Annotated in this window: 18 protein-coding genes; 9 read left to right on the top strand and 9 right to left on the bottom strand. The window is 64.4% G+C overall.

The features are described from left to right. Window positions 1–156 precede the first annotated feature (156 nt). Window positions 157–699 carry a hypothetical protein gene (locus tag ACFSX5_RS16415; RefSeq protein WP_386834896.1) on the top strand — a complete coding sequence of 181 codons (543 nt, stop codon included), beginning with the start codon at window positions 157–159 and terminating at the stop codon, window positions 697–699. A 21-nt stretch (window positions 700–720) separates the two neighbouring features. Here the strand turns inward: ACFSX5_RS16415 and ACFSX5_RS16410 are convergent, their stop codons facing one another. Next, a complete protein-coding gene (locus ACFSX5_RS16410; RefSeq protein ID WP_386834895.1) occupies window positions 721–1,062 on the bottom strand; it encodes a hypothetical protein in 342 nt (113 codons plus the stop codon). A 151-nt stretch (window positions 1,063–1,213) separates the two neighbouring features. Here ACFSX5_RS16410 and ACFSX5_RS16405 point away from each other — a divergent pair, with 151 nt between their 5' ends. The 3 genes from ACFSX5_RS16405 to ACFSX5_RS16395 are packed head-to-tail and all read left to right on the top strand — an operon-like array spanning window position 1,214 to window position 3,610. After that, window positions 1,214–1,732: a hypothetical protein gene (locus tag ACFSX5_RS16405; RefSeq protein WP_386834894.1), complete on the top strand. Its 519-nt coding sequence runs from the start codon at window positions 1,214–1,216 to the stop codon at window positions 1,730–1,732. Between the two features lie 10 nt (window positions 1,733–1,742). Beyond that, window positions 1,743–3,332 (top strand): hypothetical protein, encoded by a 1,590-nt coding sequence (locus ACFSX5_RS16400; RefSeq protein ID WP_386834892.1) that lies wholly within the window; start codon window positions 1,743–1,745, stop codon window positions 3,330–3,332. A gap of 26 nt (window positions 3,333–3,358) precedes the next feature. Continuing rightward, the gene (locus ACFSX5_RS16395; protein WP_386834891.1) at window positions 3,359–3,610 is read left to right on the top strand and encodes a hypothetical protein; all 252 of its coding nucleotides are present in this window, start codon (window positions 3,359–3,361) and stop codon (window positions 3,608–3,610) included. A 3-nt stretch (window positions 3,611–3,613) separates the two neighbouring features. On the opposite strand, the gene ACFSX5_RS16390 is transcribed toward ACFSX5_RS16395, so the two are convergent. Both ACFSX5_RS16390 and ACFSX5_RS16385 read right to left on the bottom strand, forming a co-directional pair. Continuing rightward, complete coding sequence (locus ACFSX5_RS16390) at window positions 3,614–4,306, bottom strand: hypothetical protein (protein WP_386834889.1); 693 nt, start codon at window positions 4,304–4,306, stop codon at window positions 3,614–3,616. An 8-nt stretch (window positions 4,307–4,314) separates the two neighbouring features. Beyond that, window positions 4,315–4,878 (bottom strand): RNA polymerase sigma factor, encoded by a 564-nt coding sequence (locus ACFSX5_RS16385; protein WP_386834887.1) that lies wholly within the window; start codon window positions 4,876–4,878, stop codon window positions 4,315–4,317. A gap of 494 nt (window positions 4,879–5,372) precedes the next feature. Here ACFSX5_RS16385 and ACFSX5_RS16380 point away from each other — a divergent pair, with 494 nt between their 5' ends. The 3 genes from ACFSX5_RS16380 to ACFSX5_RS16370 all read left to right on the top strand — a co-directional run bounded on the left by ACFSX5_RS16380 (window position 5,373) and on the right by ACFSX5_RS16370 (window position 7,491). Next, window positions 5,373–5,762 carry a lysozyme inhibitor LprI family protein gene (locus tag ACFSX5_RS16380; protein ID WP_386834886.1) on the top strand — a complete coding sequence of 130 codons (390 nt, stop codon included), beginning with the start codon at window positions 5,373–5,375 and terminating at the stop codon, window positions 5,760–5,762. 63 nt (window positions 5,763–5,825) lie between these two features. Next, complete coding sequence (locus ACFSX5_RS16375) at window positions 5,826–6,737, top strand: hypothetical protein (protein WP_386834885.1); 912 nt, start codon at window positions 5,826–5,828, stop codon at window positions 6,735–6,737. Between the two features lie 94 nt (window positions 6,738–6,831). Further along, window positions 6,832–7,491, top strand: a complete 660-nt coding sequence (locus tag ACFSX5_RS16370; protein ID WP_386834883.1) for an ankyrin repeat domain-containing protein — start codon at window positions 6,832–6,834, stop codon at window positions 7,489–7,491. 62 nt (window positions 7,492–7,553) lie between these two features. Here ACFSX5_RS16370 and ACFSX5_RS16365 read toward each other — a convergent pair whose 3' ends face one another. The 5 genes from ACFSX5_RS16365 to ACFSX5_RS16345 all read right to left on the bottom strand — a co-directional run bounded on the left by ACFSX5_RS16365 (window position 7,554) and on the right by ACFSX5_RS16345 (window position 11,481). Further along, entirely contained in the window at window positions 7,554–8,591 is a 1,038-nt protein-coding gene (locus tag ACFSX5_RS16365) for an Ldh family oxidoreductase (RefSeq protein ID WP_386834882.1), read from the bottom strand. Between the two features lie 7 nt (window positions 8,592–8,598). Continuing rightward, window positions 8,599–9,327 carry an SDR family oxidoreductase gene (locus tag ACFSX5_RS16360; RefSeq protein WP_386834881.1) on the bottom strand — a complete coding sequence of 243 codons (729 nt, stop codon included), beginning with the start codon at window positions 9,325–9,327 and terminating at the stop codon, window positions 8,599–8,601. Next, window positions 9,324–10,001 carry a GntR family transcriptional regulator gene (locus tag ACFSX5_RS16355; protein ID WP_386834880.1) on the bottom strand — a complete coding sequence of 226 codons (678 nt, stop codon included), beginning with the start codon at window positions 9,999–10,001 and terminating at the stop codon, window positions 9,324–9,326. Before ACFSX5_RS16355 ends, ACFSX5_RS16360 begins: the two co-directional genes overlap by 4 nt. 88 nt (window positions 10,002–10,089) lie before the next feature. Then, window positions 10,090–11,292 (bottom strand): TRAP transporter large permease, encoded by a 1,203-nt coding sequence (locus ACFSX5_RS16350; protein WP_386834879.1) that lies wholly within the window; start codon window positions 11,290–11,292, stop codon window positions 10,090–10,092. Window positions 11,293–11,328: 36 nt separating this feature from the next. Beyond that, the gene (locus ACFSX5_RS16345) at window positions 11,329–11,481 is read right to left on the bottom strand and encodes a hypothetical protein (protein WP_386834878.1); all 153 of its coding nucleotides are present in this window, start codon (window positions 11,479–11,481) and stop codon (window positions 11,329–11,331) included. Window positions 11,482–11,681: 200 nt separating this feature from the next. Between ACFSX5_RS16345 and ACFSX5_RS16340 the strand changes: the two genes are divergently transcribed. Next, window positions 11,682–11,984 (top strand): exopolysaccharide biosynthesis protein, encoded by a 303-nt coding sequence (locus ACFSX5_RS16340; protein WP_386834876.1) that lies wholly within the window; start codon window positions 11,682–11,684, stop codon window positions 11,982–11,984. A 173-nt stretch (window positions 11,985–12,157) separates the two neighbouring features. Here the strand turns inward: ACFSX5_RS16340 and ACFSX5_RS16335 are convergent, their stop codons facing one another. After that, on the bottom strand, window positions 12,158–12,628 hold the full coding sequence (locus ACFSX5_RS16335; RefSeq protein ID WP_386834874.1) for a RidA family protein: 471 nt from the start codon (window positions 12,626–12,628) through the stop codon (window positions 12,158–12,160). Window positions 12,629–12,630: 2 nt separating this feature from the next. Here ACFSX5_RS16335 and ACFSX5_RS16330 point away from each other — a divergent pair, with 2 nt between their 5' ends. Continuing rightward, the gene (locus ACFSX5_RS16330; RefSeq protein ID WP_386834872.1) at window positions 12,631–13,704 is read left to right on the top strand and encodes a helix-turn-helix transcriptional regulator; all 1,074 of its coding nucleotides are present in this window, start codon (window positions 12,631–12,633) and stop codon (window positions 13,702–13,704) included. The last annotated feature ends 194 nt before the right edge of the window (window positions 13,705–13,898 follow it).

Raw genomic sequence — 13,898 nt, 5'->3', positions numbered from 1 at the left:
CATCGGTGATTCTCGTCTGTTGGACGACGGCCGAAGCTCAGGATTGGCTCCAACGCCAAGATATTTGCGTGACGGCCGCCAAACGTCTTCCCTGCCCTATCGTCCTATTGGGCAACAAACCACGCCAGACTGCCGCGAGGAAGGGATCGGACCAGCATGACCGCATCATCTCACAGCCGCCGGACCGGCTTTCGAGCCCGGCTCACCGCCCTCTGCATCGCACTTTGCCTGCCCGCAACCCCAACTGCCGCCCAGTCGGACATCGAACAGCGGGACAGCGTCCAGACTGCCGCTGCCTTTGCCGAAAAGATCGAAGCCTTCATCGCCGGCCTGCCGGTCACGCGCGAGCGCTTCGAGGTCCGCATCAACCGCTGCGAAGGCGCTCGCGGCGAACTGCGTGACGACATCTATGCCGTCTGGGTCGGCACTCGGCTGGCGGCTGAAAACGACGATGCCGGTCGCGTGCTCGCCGCGGTGGCCGACGACTGGCGGGAGCGAAATAGGGAGGTCTTCCGGGATCGCGTGCTGGACAATGGCGGCGTCAACATCGCGGCCTTCGATCCTGCAAGCGGAGAGAGCCACAGCCTCGACTCCGGCTTCGAGCCCAATCCCCACCGCGACATCGTCGGCTACTTCAGCACGCCCTGCTTCCAGGACTTCTCCGGCGCCGCCCCCTTCGGCCCCGTGGCCGCGGAGTGAACACGCCAGCACCGAGCAAGCCTAGCAACGCCCCAGAACCTCGGCCACCTCAAGCACGCCGTCCCGGAATCCGCCCGCTATCAGCGTGCAGTGTTCGCTGTAGTTCTCACGCAGGTAGAGGCGATCCTCTTCCGAGCCGCGCATGGGCGGGGGCAAGTCGCCGCTCCACAGCAGGGCATGCGGGGCGGCGGGCTGGTCGGCGCGCCAAACCCCGTTCCAGGGACACGGTTCCTGGTAACAAAGGATCTGGGTGCGGCCGACCTGAAGCTCGGTGAAGCCGCCGGCCTCGCCGTCCGCCACGGCCACCGAGGGAGTCATGAGGCAGTAGCCTGCCGCAATCAGGGCGCGGAGCTGATGTTTCATGGCAGAAGTCCTTGCTGGTTCCGATGCAGGTAAGACGGCTCGGCTCCGCCCGGTCTTGGGGGAATGGGCCATGATATCTTTTCGCCCGCGCCGCCAAGAGTGCGAAACCGGGCGGCGTCCTATGGTCATCCAGGCCCGACAGGGGAACCCCATGAAAACACTGCTGAGCTCTGTTCTGGTTGCCTTTGCGCTGCTCGCCACGGCGCCTGCCCACGCCCAGACTCCCCTAGGGGACATGAGCATCGCCGAGCTGCAGGCGCAGGCGACGGAGTTGCACCCCGCAGCCCTCTATGTGCTGGCCGCGCGCCTTCTGGCTGAGGGCGACGGCCAGGCCGCCGCAGGCTGGATGTATGCCGGCCAGATCCGCTACCGCTTCCTGATCGAGGCCGAGGACAACGAGGACGAGCGGATCCTGTTCGGTGCCCTCACGGAGCAGGTCGGCCGGCCGGTCAACGAATATATCGGCGGCAATGTCGACGAATGGCTCGCTGCCATCGATTGGGCGCTGGCCTGGGACGCGGCCAACCCCAACACCATGACCTCGAAGACCGAGCACGCCACCGCGCTGACCGAGGTTCGCGCCGGTCTCGAGCGGCTGCGGGTCCAGATCGAGGAACAGCGCGAGATCATCCCCAAGCAGCGCGCAAAGAACGGCCTCGAAAATCGCTAGGAGACTTCCCGTGCAACGCACCACCGCCGCTGCAGTCGCCATCCTCCTCCTCGCCCCGCCCACCCTTGCGGACGAGGCCGCCGAATACGCCGAGCTGTTGAGCGAAACGGTCACCGCCGTCACCGCCGCCCGGGCCTATGCCGAGGTCTGCGACCAGCGTTTCCCGGACGGTCAGGTGGAGCGCCGCGATGCGATGGCCGGCTGGGCGCATGTGGTCGACCTCGCAGCCTATGACCGGCTCCTGGCCGGTGCCGCAGCCGCCCATCCCGACGTCGGCGCAGAACTCGAAGCCTATGTCGCCGGTGCCCGCGACGAAGCCGCCGCTGCAATCGAGACCGATGCCGCACCCTGCCACGATCTGCGCCAGGGGCTCGAGAAGGACATGCTCGGCCTCGCCAGCTCCATCCGCAGCCTGGTGCGCGACGCGGAGTATTTCGGCATCGACGTCGCCGACGCCCCTGCGCCCGCCTTCGACACACCGGACTTCGGTGTCATGCCGCCGGCCGAGCTATGGACCCGCGCTCTCGCGGTGATGGAGGAGGTGGGCAGCAAAGCCGGCGCCGAGGACAACCGGCACCTCAGGGAAGCCCGCGAGGACTACCTCCTCGCCTGGCTGGAAGCGCAGGGCGAACTGCACCTGGGCGGCCGCATCGTCTCGGAGGACGAATTGCGCGAGTGGCGCGGCGACTGGCAGTCGAGCCTCGAGGTGAGCTGCAGCGACTTCGCCACCGAACGGGACAAGGACCTGTTCGCCGCTGCCTTCGGCACCGATGTTGTGGTCAGCGGCTCGCCCACCTGGGTTCTGGAACAGCGCGTCGGCGGCGTCATCAATCTCCGCGATTGCCGCGTCTCCAAGGCCAAGGCCACTGACGCCGTCCCCGCCATCGACGACAGCGCCGGCCTTATGCTTCGCCCGCTGGATTTCGCTGAAGCCTTCGCCGGTCCCAATGCCGGCATCACCATGAACCAGGTCGACCGCGTGCTCTACGCCGCCGACTTCGCCAACCGGATCGACGGCTTCGGCAATGGCTATATCGACCGCCAGGAGGACATCTACGTGCTGCTGCGGGACGGCACGGCCTATCGCCACGAATGGGATTTCGCCTTCACGGACCTGAACGTGGACCTGTCGCGTCAGCGCGAACCGGAGCGCTGGTTCACCTGGTCCGATCACTGGGGCAAGGTCACGCTGGTCCAGTCCGGCGGTCTCGACGAGGGCGAGGAGATCGACCTGTCGGCCGCACAGCGCCTGGTACCCATGCCCGCCGATCAGCGCCTGCAAGGTGCCTTCTACTACCTGCACGTCGGCAGCGGCGGCGCGCGCAGTGACCGCGAATATGTCTTCAGCGCCCATGGCACCGTCACCTATACCCGTGGCGGCTTCATCGCCGGCAATTTCGCCGACTCCTTCATCACCGTGGTGCCCGGCGATGACGAGCCCCAGCGCCTGACCTACCGTTTCGAGGACTTCACCATGATCGTCGACGGACCGGACGGAGAGGAGCGGCACTTCTTCGCCCTGCTGGACGGCGCCGATCCAGCCGCGCCCGAGGAGCTGCTGATCCGCGGTCAGGTCTATTGGGATCGGGAGGAGGAATAGGCCAGCAACGGCCCAGGGAGAGACCATTGTCCAGCCGCTTCACCGACCTCTTCGTCAGCCGGCAGCATCAGTTCAGCCTGGGCGTCGATACCCGGACCGGCGCGCAATACCTGTCGACGCCCATCACCCAGGACGGGCTGCACCACCTTGCCGAATACGAGGCCTACTTTCGCATCGGCCCCGACGAATTCGCGCGCTTCCGTGACGAACCGGCCTCGGCGGCGGAGTTCGTCGAGACCTGTCGTCGGAACGGACACCGCGATCGCCTGATCGGCTAGCCTCTAGCCACCAGACGCCACTGCGAGGCGCTGTTCGACCTCCGCCGCATCGGCCGCGTCCCAGATCTGGTGGCTGAGCGCTGCCGACAGTTCGAATCCGAAACCCTCCTCGACGAAGGCGTCCCAACGCTGCAAGTCCCCGAAGCCGGAGCGCACCGCCAGCACCTGCTGGCCGTTCCATTGCGTCAACACGGCATCGGAGATGCTGACCGTCTCGGCCGCCGCCTTGCGCCCTTCCAGCAGTTGCAACTCGAGCCCCTGCTCATCGACATGGTAGAGTGCGAAGCGCTCATCGGCATTGCGTACGCCCAGCCGCAACGCGCCAAACGTGTAGGGCTCGAGGTCGGCGATCATGTCGAGATCGACCGGCCGCAAGCCCTGGGCCGGCACCATCATGTCGGTGCGGATCGGTCCGGTCTGAACCGGCTCCCGCTCCAGCACCGGCGGCGTCACCATGAAGGCCGGGGACAGCACGAACGCCAGCACGCAGGCGGTGGAAACCAGTCCCGCCCCAAGGATCGCCTCCATCCAGGTGCGCCCGAAAAAGACGCGCCGCCCTGCCCTCTGCTTGCCGGGCGTCTGCACCGGCTGGCGGGCAAAAAGCTGCTGGGCTGCCGCAATGGTCTCCTGCATGCGGCTGGGCGATGGCTCCGGAATGCGTTCGGGCGGCAGCCGGCTGAGCGGATCGTGTGACACGGGGCGGCTCATAGCAGATCCCTCAGTGCCTTGCGCGCATTGTGCAGGTGCCAGGCCACCGTGACCTTCTTGCAGGACATGATGCGGGCGGCCTCTTCCTGGCTGAGCTCTTCCCCGTGCACGAGGATGACTGCATCGCGCTGCTTCTCCGGGAGGGAGCGCACGACGGCCCAGATGTCCTCGACGGGTCGTTGCGCATCCTGCTCGGCATCCACATGCTCGGATGCCAGGACCGCAGCGCCGTCGACCAGCCTCTTGCGGCGCATCTGCGCGCGAAGGAAATCGCGCGCCACGTTCATGGTGACCCGGTAGAGCCAACTGGTGAAACTGGCCCGCCGATCGAAGCTGGAGAGGCTGGTCGCGAGGCGCAGGCAGACGGTTTGCGTGACGTCCTCGGCATCGCTCTTGTGGCCCAGCACGCGGAAGGCGACGCGGAAGATGAAATGGTATTGCGAGGCGATGAGTCGGTTAAACGCCTGCTGGTCGCCGCGCTGCGCCCGGACCACCAACGCCTCCACATCCTGGCCGTCGGCCGCCGCCGCCTCCTTCAGCAAGGTCGCCTCATCGGTCACCCGAACAACTCGTCCACACCGGGTGCATGATAACGGAAGTGACGGGCATGCAAACCCATATCATCGCCCCACACATGAAGAACCCCGCCCGACCAGCGCCCTTGCCGAGGGGAAAAGGTGGGCGCCCCCTCGGCACCACCGCTTCAGCGGGAATAGTTCTTTCTGGCTCGCACCACTCTCTCCTCCCCTCCCCCGCTCGCGGGGGAGGTAAGGTGGGGGCCCGGCACCCTCGACCCCTTCAACACCCTTGCCCCCACCTCGATGTCACCCCCGCGAAAGCGGGGGCCCATCCCTAGATGTCTCCACGCGCCGCCAGGTGGTAGTGCAAACCACCTCAGGCCGGATCGCCGCTTTCGCCGGAACGACCACCGAGTGCTTTGCGAGCTCATGTGCAAGCCCGCCTCAAATTCCCTGCCCGCACCAAGAACGGTGCTGCCCCGTTCGTCCTGCATGTACCAACCCGCTCCGAGCACTCGCCGCAAAGGACATCATCGATGAAAGCACTTGTCTGTGCTGCCATGCTGGTTCTGTTTGCCACGACGGAAGCCCACCCCTCGGATGCAGTGGAACACGAAACGTGCATCGCCGAGAGTGGCGGCGTCACGGTCGCCATGCTCGCCTGCATCGGCAACGCCATCGACCGTAGCCAAGCCATGCTTGACGCCCTGCTCGACCAGCATCGCCCGCAACTGACGCCCGATCAGGCGAGTGCCCTGACTGCGGCACAACGCGACTGGCGCGCCTATCGGCAGTCGACCTGCGACGCCGCAGCAACGCTGTGGGGCGACGGTAGCTTCACTTCGGTGGTGCATGCCGAGTGCTGGCTGGAACTTACCCGCACCCGGCTCGACTGGCTCCAGTCCGTCTTGGCCAAGCCCACATAGGCGCCCCCTTTCCCCTCGGATCTGCAGGCTATCATGATCAGAATTACTCTCGCTGTTTGTCTCTTGGCGGCCAATCTTGCGGGCGGGAGCGCCGCCGTGGCCGCATCGGAGTGGGAGGGCAGCACCAATACCCTGTGCCGCAGTCTGATCGAGCAACGCGATTATGCCGTATTCGAGGAGGGCAGGAAGGCGGCAGTCGCAATCATCAGCGCCGCTGTGCGGTCTGGGAATCTCCCCGAAGCCGCTGAGCGGCCTCAACTCGTGGATGTCCTTCAGCGTCAGCGCGACGACATGGCGGCGTCCCATGCAGCCCTGGCGGCCAGGTCTGTGCAGGAGCCGGAACTGGCCGCAGAGTGGCACCTGTTTCTCGGCACGGGCGCCCAGGAGATCGATCTGCTCGATCGGCGGATCGAGGCACTAGCCTCGGGGCGTTTCGAGCCTCACCTGCTCAAGCGCGATGCAGGACCCGACACCCGCGCGCTGGAGGAGTCCCTGGCCGCATTGGGCCTCCTGGGCCGGGATTGCGAGCTGGTCTTCTCGAGCCCCGGTGTTCCACCTGCTCAGGCCGGGTTCATCAACGCCGCGGCACGCATTTGCGCCGAGGCCGTCCACCGCCGCGCCGCGACTTACGCCGATGCCTTGAGGATCATCATTCCGGCCGTCGTCGCGGGGGGCGAAGTCGATGGTGATCGCACGCCTCTGTTGACCGCTGCGCAAGCACTGCATGCCGAGTGGCAGCAAACGGCTGAAGACTTCGGGACCATCGATGCCGAAGCCGTGCCGGATGCAGCGCTATGGGGAGAGTTCCTGCAGCACATCGAAGCCATGGCCGAAGCGTACGCCGCTCGCGTCGCAGCGCTCGATAGCGGCGACCCGGAACAACTCGCAGCCGCATTCCGCCCCACGCCTATAATCGCTGTCACGCCGGAGATGCTCGGGCTGAACCAGACGGACTGCCGAACCCTGACATTCTGATGCCGGCGGCATGTAACGGTACTGAGTCCCACTTTTCCATCTTCGAGCTGTGCTCGATTATGGTGCTGTCGAGGAGAGCAAGGATGGCTGGTTCATGAAAGGTCTCAGGCCACTGGTCGCCGTGATCCTCCTGTTGGTCATTGCAGGCATGGTCAGCGAGCTGCTGCCTAGGGCGCCCGCCACCAGTGCGCCTCTTCCGACGACGCAAGAAGGGCTCGACGCCGAGTTACCAAAGGCGGTCCTCAGGGAGAATCTGGCGGAAGTCGAAGCCTTGCTGGCTGCCGGCGCGGATCCGCACTGGATCGACCCCAGCGGCAAGACTGCCGTGCACCGCGCCGCCTTTGCCGACAACCTGAAGCTGCTCGAGATCATGCTCGCACATGGCGCCGATCCCAATGTGCGTGACCTGACCAAATCGACCCCGCTGGATGATGCCCTGCTGGCGAGATCCCACCCACTAGAAAAACTGGAGATGTTGTTGGCGGCCGGTGCGGACCCGAACGCCATATGGGCCAATGGCGACAGACCGCTGTTCACTGCTGCTCGCACCAACAACGGTCGGGCCATCCTGATCCTCCTCGAGGCTGGAGCCTCACCTCACGCCCAGACGACAACGGGTGGGACCTTCCAGGGCTTCTATTTCGGCTACAACACCGCCATCCTGAGCGAGAGCGGCCTGGCAACGCGCCGCGAGGTGGCGGAGTGGCTGCGGCAACACGGCATTCCGCTCGAACCGGGCGTAGAAGTGGAATAGTCGCGTTTCATCGACCGCTGAAGATCGTCATGGCAGGAGGCGATCTTCAGCAGCGGGGTGCCTTACCGCACCTTCAGGAAACGGGCTGTGTCAGGATCGATGGAGATACCGTTCGCTGCTCGGCGTTCGGCCTCAGCCCACTCGCGATCCCCGGGAGCCATGACCGAGCGACCTGGGCGGGCCGGTGCGCCTCGTAGCGAGGCCAGATAGCCGTGCATCGCCTGGCCGAACAGTTCTGCACCGACGAACTTGGCAGGGTCGATGACGATCACGTAGTGCCCCATATTTCGGGGATCATGATCGTTGTCGGTGCCGTACATCGGGATGAAATCCGGATCCAGGGTGGTGCCCGTCAACAGCGCGGAGAAGAGCGTGGCGACCCCGGCAAGGCCCGCGCCCTTGTAGCCGTATTCTTCGCCACCCAGCGGCAGCAGCATTTCCGCCGCGTCTGGATCGCGGGTTGGGTTGCCCTCAGCATCGGCGGCTACGCCGGCGGGCAGCTCCTTTCCCAGAGATCGGTGCAGCAGCACCCGATTCATGGGAATCGAGGACGTTGCCATGTCGAGCAGCCAAGGGCGGCTGTTGGGCACAGGCGCGGCAAAGGCTAGCGGATTGGTGCCGTGAAACCGCTCCGCCCCGTCAAACAGCGCTACCATGGAGTCGGTGTTGGTCGTGACAAAGGTCACAAACCCCCGCTCGGCCCCGGCAACAGCGTAGGCGCCGGCGGCGCCCAGATGAGACGAGTGCTCTATCCCCACTCCTGCAATGCCGTGTTCACCGGCGATCTCCATCCCGAGGTCGACGGCCTTATAGGCCGCATAGTGACCCAGGCCGTCATCGCCGTTCAGCATCGCACTGCCGGCGGCGGTGCGGCGCACCGTAATTTGCGGGTTCCTGTTGATGCGGCCACCGGCCATCATCCTGCAATAATGCTCGGTAAGCCGCACGCCATGGCTGTCGACGCCCAACAAGGACGCATGCATCAGCGCGCGTACGGCAGCATTGGCCGAAGCCTGGCTTGCGCCCGCGCGGGTCAGTTCGCCCAGCACCCGCTGTTCGAGTTCGGCCGCGGGGACCAGGATCTGATTGTCGCTCTGCATGGTCTACTCACATGGTTACCCCACCATCGGCCACGTACACGGCACCGGTGGTGTAGGCTGATTCATCGGAGGCAAGGTGGACGGCCAGGGCCGCAATCTCTTCGGGCCGACCAAGCCGACCCAAGGGCTGGCGGGCAATGAACGCGGCGCGGGCTGCCTCGTAGTCTCCAGTGTCCCGCGCGCGTTGATCGAGTGAAGGGCTGTCGGTGGTGCCCGGCGCAATGAGGTTGGCGCGAATGCCTTGTCCGACGAAGTCCGCGGCAATGCCCTTGGTCAATCCCACCAAAGCCGCTTTGCTTGCGCCGTAGGCCAGACGATTGGGAGTGCCTTTCAGCGCACCGGCAATGGAGCCGACATTGATGATATTGCCGTAGCCGCGCGCCAGCATTCCGGGCAGCAAGGCTTTGGTGAGCCGATAGCTCGCGGTGACGTTCACCTCGAACGACTTTGCCCAATCCGTCTCATCACAGTCGAGGATGGTGCCGGCGTGCACAAATCCAGCCACATTGACCAAGATATCGACGTCTCCAGCCTCGTCGGCGAAGGCTGCTATGGCCTCACGGTCACTGACATCAAGGATGCGGGCCTCTATGGGCTTGGGGACTTCAAAGGGGGAACGACTGGTCGCGATCACCCGCGCGCCTTCCGCAGCGAAGGCCAACGCGATGGCGTGACCGATTCCAGCTCCGGCACCGGTAATCACCGCGGTCTTTGCTTCCAGGCGTAGTTTCGTCATGCGGTTTCCGTCTCATCCATGGATCGAGTTGTCATGACTGCGAGATAGGAAACCCTGGTTTCCTCGATGTGCTTCTGCAGTTGGGACAACAGCGCGGGAGTGTCGTTTTTCGTCACTGCGTCCAGCATCTTCTGGTGCTGCACCACCGAACGGGAGTTGAGCTCGGACAGACCCGACAACCGGGAGCGCAGCGCCTGGATGCGGAAGCTGAGTTGCCCATAGGCATCCCGCAGGTAGCGGTTGCCGCACAGGTCGATGAAGGCCTGGTGGAACTGCGCGTCGAGCTTGCGATAAGCCTTCATGTCGGTCCGATCATAAGCCTCCTGCATCGGAGCCATGATCCCGGACATGAGGGAGATCAGTTCGTCCCGGCTGCGTTCCATCGCCAACCGCGCAGCCGCAAGTTCGAGAACCTGGCGCAACTCGCTGATCTGCACGACATCTTCGGCCTCGATGCGCAGCACGAAGGTGCCCTTCTGCGCCATCACTTCCACGAGACCTTCGACCTGCAATTGCTGCAACGCTTCGCGCACCGGGGTCTTGGAAAGACCGAGGTCGGCCGCAAGGGCATTCTCGGACAGCGATGCGCCAAGCTTCAGCCTGTTGTCGATGATGCGCTCGCGCAGTTCATCGACAACCATCTCCTTGAGTGACTTCGGTCGAGCCAGTTTCATCTTATCCCCCCAAGCGCTGAGATCTCGGCCACGAGTACTGGGCCGTGCCACTAAAGCGGCGGCGCAACACAGATGCAGGAGTGACCCGTTACCCGAAAATCAGATTGGGAACAAAAAGAACCACCTGGGGAACGAAGATCAGAAGCAACGTCACAAGGACAATTGCCAGCAGCAATGGCCAACCTTCGCGCACATAGTTCTTCACCGACACCTTGAGGATCGAGCAGACGGTGTACATTGCGGCGCCAACCGGGGGCGTGAAGTTGCCCAAGGTGGCCGCGATGATGAAGACCACGCCGAAGTGGACCGGATCGCCGCCGAGCTTCGTTATGACGGGCAGCACGATCGGCGTCATCATGATGATGAGCACCGTGGCGTCAATGAAGAAGCCGAAGAAGATCACCAGCAGCACGATGAGTACCGTCACGATTTGAACATTGTCGGTGACGCTGGACAGACCGCTGGCCATCAATTCGGGCAGCCGGTCGAAGACGATGCCGTAGCCGAAGATTGCCGAAAGGCTGATCAGGAACATCACGGCACCGACGTCGCCGAGGCTGGTCTCCAGTGCCTCGAGGAAGCTCTTCGTTGTCAGCTGCCGATAGACCAGATAGCCGATGAACAAGGCATAGACGACGGCGAAGGCGCCGATCTCGGACGGTGTGAAGACGCCCATCCGCAGGCCCAGCAGCAGGATGACCGGGAATAGCAGCGCCCAGATGCCGCCACGGAAAGCCTTGACCGTCTCGGATATCGTGGGGGCCGTCGTGCGCTCGGGGGGATAGCCACGCCTGGTAGCGGTGATCCACACCGCCACACTCATGGCCAGGCCAAGGATCACCGCTGGCACGATCCCGGCCGCGAAGAGGCGCCCGATCGAGACGGAGCTGATGGTGCCGAACAGGATCAGGCCGATGCCGGGCGGGATGATCGGCGTCAGCAGGGAGCTGAAGGATAGGACGGCGGCGGCAAAGCCCTTGGTCATGCCGCGCTTGATCATCTGGTCGCCAAGGATGCGCGACTGCATGGCGGCGTCGGCAATGGCCGAGCCGGACACGCCGCCCATCAACGCGGAGAGCGCAATGGACACTTGTGCGAGCCCGCCCCGGAGGCGACCGGTCAGCACCGACGCCAGGGTGAGCAGCCCCTCGGTGATGCCGGAGCGGTTCATCAGATTGCCCGCCACGATGAAGAGCGGCACGGCCAGCAGCGAGAAGTTCTGCGTGGACGAGACGGTTACCTGCAGCGGGGTAGAGATCGGGAGTTCGGGATGCTGGAAGAAGAACAACATGCCGGAGATGCCAATCGGGCCGATGCTGGTGAGCCGCTACTCCTCGGCAGGAGCCCGGCGGAAGCGCAGGGTGCCGGAGTCGATCGGCGCCTCAAGGAAGAAGTCGCCGTCCTGTTCAAAGAACAGCCGGACCTGCTCGAGGCTCTGCAGGAACTGATCGGCCCGGGAGGGCTCGTCGCACAGCATCATGGTGACGCCGAGACGCCTCGGGCATGTGGCCGCCGATCGGGGCGATGGAGCGTCTTTGCAGCACCTTGCCCTCGCGCAGATCGCGCTGGTGGCCGTGGCGGTGGCCCTGACGGTGGCGGCGACCACTTCGGCCAATTATCGGCCACCGGCGGCTCCCGATGATAATGATGGTCAAGCTGCTCGAGATGATGCAGTAGCTCATGGATCGGATCAACCGCATCTCCTCGCCCCGCCTTCCCCTGCTGGTCTCGCCTCGTCTGGTCCCGCTGATCGGCCTGTTTGGAGTACTGATGGGCACCGCGATGCTGGTCCCCATACCTTTCACCAATACCCTGCCCGCCATCGGGGTCGCGCTCGTCAGCATAGGGGTGCTCAATCGCGACGGTGTCCTGGTGCTGGCCGGCTTCGTTGTCGGCGTTCTCGGACTGCTCGTGCTCGCCGCTGCGGTGTGGGCACTCGTCGCATTGATCCTCGTCGTCGAAGAGGCGATCGACGGTGAGTAGCGACCGGGCTGCTCCCAATTGGTGCACCGATCACAAGGCGAGCATCCCGACACCATAGCTGATCACGACCGTACCCACGCCGATCACCAGTGTGGGTTTGCCGGCGACCAATAGCGGCCGATGCCGGCTGCTGAGGTTCAGCCGCCAGGCCACGACTGACCTGGCGGCATGACCTACCGCAGTACGACGACGGCCTCGACCTCGAACAGCATGGTGTCGATGGCAAGCTTCGGAACGGGGACGAGGGTCTGTGCCGGCAGCCTGTCGCCGAACATGGCGATGACATTCTGGGTCAGTACCCCGAGCTTGGCCATGTCATGGTCCACCACATAGACGGTGAGTTTGGCCACCTGCTCCGGCGTTGCTCCGATGCCTTCGAGCGCCGCGGCTAGGTTGCCATAGGCCTGCGTCACCTGCGTCCCGAAATCGGGCGACAGGGCGCCGGTGGGGTCCTGGCCGCCCTGCCCCGAGATATAGGCGATGCGTGCGTTTGCTGGAGCCAGGACCGCTGTGCTGTACCCGTTAGGGGTCGGATCGCCCAGCGGTGCCGGATTGATGATGGTCAGGTCTTGCGCGGAGGCGGCAGCCGTAAGTTGCATGATGATTAATCCTCTGATGAGCAGCGTGTTGATCGCCGGTGACATGAATGGTGGTCCTTTTCGGATCGCCGAGCCGGCCGAGGCGGTTCGGGTTGCAGACAAGGGCAGGTTTAGGCGACCATACCTGTCACCTGATGTCAGGTTGGCTGGAGGATGTGTGTTTCATGCGGGCAAGCAGACTGCTGGCGATCCTCACCACACTCCAGGCGAAGGGCCAGGTCACTGCCCAAGCGCTCGCGGATGAATGCGAAGTCTCGGTACGGACAATCTATCGCGACGTGGATGCACTCAGTGCCGCCGGGGTGCCAGTCTACAGCATGCAGGGCAGCAGTGGCGGATACCGACTTCTCGATGGTTATCGTGTGCGCCTCAACGGCGTGTCATCGACGGAAGCGCAGGCGCTGTTCCTGGCCGGGCTGACACAGCAAGCCGCAGACCTGGGCATGGGAACTGCCGCGGCCAGCGCTCGCAGCAAGGTGCTGGCAGCCCTGCCGGAACAGATGCGATCGGGAGCCGCGAAATCGCGCTTCCATTTCGATGCGCCGGCCTGGTTCGCCGAACCGGAGACACTTGCACAGCTTCCCGCCGTCGCCGCGGCCGTCTGGAGCGAGCGCGTTCTTCGCTTTCACTACGCGAGCCGGACCGGCACGCGTGAACGCCAGGTCAACCCGCTCGGCATCGTACTGAAAGGCGGGAGTTGGTATCTGGTTGCGGGCGTGCAGACCGAGACGAGAACCTTCCGGATCGGCCGCATGAGCGAGGTGAGTGTGCTGGAGGAGCCTTTCGAATACCCAAAGGCCTTCGATCTTGCTGGCTATTGGGCCGAGAGTATTCGCCGGTATGAGGTCGACCTGCATCCGAACAAGGCAACGATCCGCCTGTCTCCGGCGGGTCTCGCCATGATGGAGGAACTGCTGCCGCCTTATGTCCGCACCGGCGCGGTGATCTCGCCAGAGACGGACCGGAATGGCTGGAGGCAGGTCACTATGTCGGTCGGTTCGCTCGACCACGCCGCGGCTGAAATTCTCCGCTTCGGCACTGACGCCGAAGTGCTTGCCCCTGCGGAGCTGCGGGTCAGGATGACCCAGATCGTTTCGACTCTGTCGGAGACTTACCGCTAGTCAGCAGACCGCCTTCGCAGATGGCTGACTACTTGCCTTGACCGATGGGCTTGGCGTGCCGCTATTGTGCTTCATAGACCTAGCAGGGCTCCAACCCGTCTCATGAGCAATCCCAATTGCGAACTGGCCTTTACGCTCAACTGGTAAATGTAGCCCGTCGTGAATACCGCGATGCATTGGCATGCACATAGCTT

Source organism: Devosia albogilva (genome assembly GCF_042685625.1).
In the GTDB taxonomy this organism is placed as follows: domain Bacteria; phylum Pseudomonadota; class Alphaproteobacteria; order Rhizobiales; family Devosiaceae; genus Devosia; species Devosia albogilva.
This window is presented reverse-complemented; position numbering and strand designations above follow the sequence as displayed.